Source organism: Arthrobacter silviterrae, assembly GCF_011045165.1.
Lineage (GTDB): Bacteria > Actinomycetota > Actinomycetes > Actinomycetales > Micrococcaceae > Specibacter > Specibacter silviterrae.
This window is the reverse complement of record NZ_JAAKZI010000089.1, coordinates 1-1,195: the sequence shown is the minus strand read 5'-3', so window position 1 is coordinate 1,195 and position 1,195 is coordinate 1. Positions and strand designations below refer to the sequence as shown.

Annotated in this window: 3 protein-coding genes; all 3 read right to left on the bottom strand. The window is 59.2% G+C overall.

Annotation, left to right across the window (positions count from 1 at the left end; all coding sequences use genetic code 11):
• Positions 1-204: 204 nt before the first annotated feature.
• Positions 205-399, bottom strand: a complete 195-nt coding sequence (locus G6N77_RS19505) for a hypothetical protein (RefSeq protein ID WP_165183831.1) — start codon at positions 397-399, stop codon at positions 205-207.
• Positions 342-932: a hypothetical protein gene (locus tag G6N77_RS19500; protein ID WP_165183830.1), complete on the bottom strand. Its 591-nt coding sequence runs from the start codon at positions 930-932 to the stop codon at positions 342-344. Before G6N77_RS19500 ends, G6N77_RS19505 begins: the two co-directional genes overlap by 58 nt.
• A gap of 27 nt (positions 933-959) precedes the next feature.
• Positions 960-1,195, bottom strand: a 236-nt coding sequence (locus G6N77_RS19495) for a hypothetical protein (RefSeq protein ID WP_165183829.1), incomplete at its 5' end; no start/stop codon positions are given.

Below are 1,195 nucleotides of genomic sequence, written 5' to 3'. Positions count from 1 at the left end.
TTTAATGACGCCAGCCCGACACGCCCTCATGAAACACCGAGGTTAGAGACCCAAGCAGTTTCCGCCTGAAGTCTGAACCTAAGCCCAAGACTCTGGATATGACGATACATTCTTTGTAGTCGCCTGCTTTGCTCTTGACGGCGTAGCGCAGGATGAGCTCGGTGCCCATGGCTCCGGTCATGGTGAGGTAATTGCTGTGAGTCGTTAGGCGTTGTTCTTGATTTTGTAGTGCAGGATGAGCTGCGTGCCGGGGTAGCGAGTTTCAGTGCTGTTTAGGTGCTCGCAGAGCTGGGCGGCGGCCGCAGTTTTGGCCTTGGTCGGCAGCGGATCCAGGGTAATCGTTAGGTGGCCGGGCTTGGTGGTGTCGATGTCGCCGGGCTGGTTGAAGATCTGGCGCATGAGGGTGTGGGCTTCCTGATTCGCCGCCGGTAGCCGGTGTTGGTGCGGATCTTCCTGGCGTTGGTCATCGCGGTGTTGTAGGCGGCCATGCGGACGCCGTGGTGGATCAGTTTCACCTCGGTATCGAGGACCTGCTGGCCCGGGTTCAACTCCCCGAGCCGGAGTTTGGCGGGAATGGCTTTGTGGTTCTTCTCAGCAGCAATCAGCGCTGCTTCTGCTTCCCACAGCGGTGCCATGACCTGGTTGTGCATGGCGCTGGTGACCATTACTTCGTCTGAGCCGTCGTCAGGGGTTTTCAGCGCCAGCAAGTTCAGGTCGGCCACGGCGGCGGCTTCAGCGTGCCGGTTCCTTACCGCGACGACGAGTTGGTATGCCCTGGCCTTCTGCGGGTATGTCACCATCCTTTCCTCGTCATCACCGGTGGAGCTGTAGGAGTCGTGGGAGTCGAGGTCGAAGTGCATGCAGGCGTAGCGGAACTGGTTTTCCTGCCGCCACCGTGATCCCATTCGATACACCACCTCACCGGCACTCATGTTCTTGTCGGTGGTGAGGATGTGGATTTACCTGGTGCCACCACCCGTCGTTGCGACGATCCGGCTGATCTGCCGGATCGGCAGGACTTCCCCGGTTTTCTTCGTCGTGGCCAGGGGCAGGTCAACGAACGTGTCAGCTACCGACCATTTGCGTTCTTCCCCGTGATCATCCGTGTGGGCGACCTCCGCGAATAGTTTCTCTTCAACGTTCTCGCTGGCACCCTCGCGCCAAGTCAGCACATCAAAACCGGAAGCGGCCATGT

What these genes read in the sequence shown, in the direction of transcription:
- G6N77_RS19500 (WP_165183830.1), bottom strand. Translation starts at nt 932, where the DNA reads ATGAGTGCCGGTGAGGTGGTGTATCGAATGGGATCACGGTGGCGGCAG.
- G6N77_RS19505 (WP_165183831.1), bottom strand. Translation starts at nt 399, where the DNA reads ATGCGCCAGATCTTCAACCAGCCCGGCGACATCGACACCACCAAGCCC.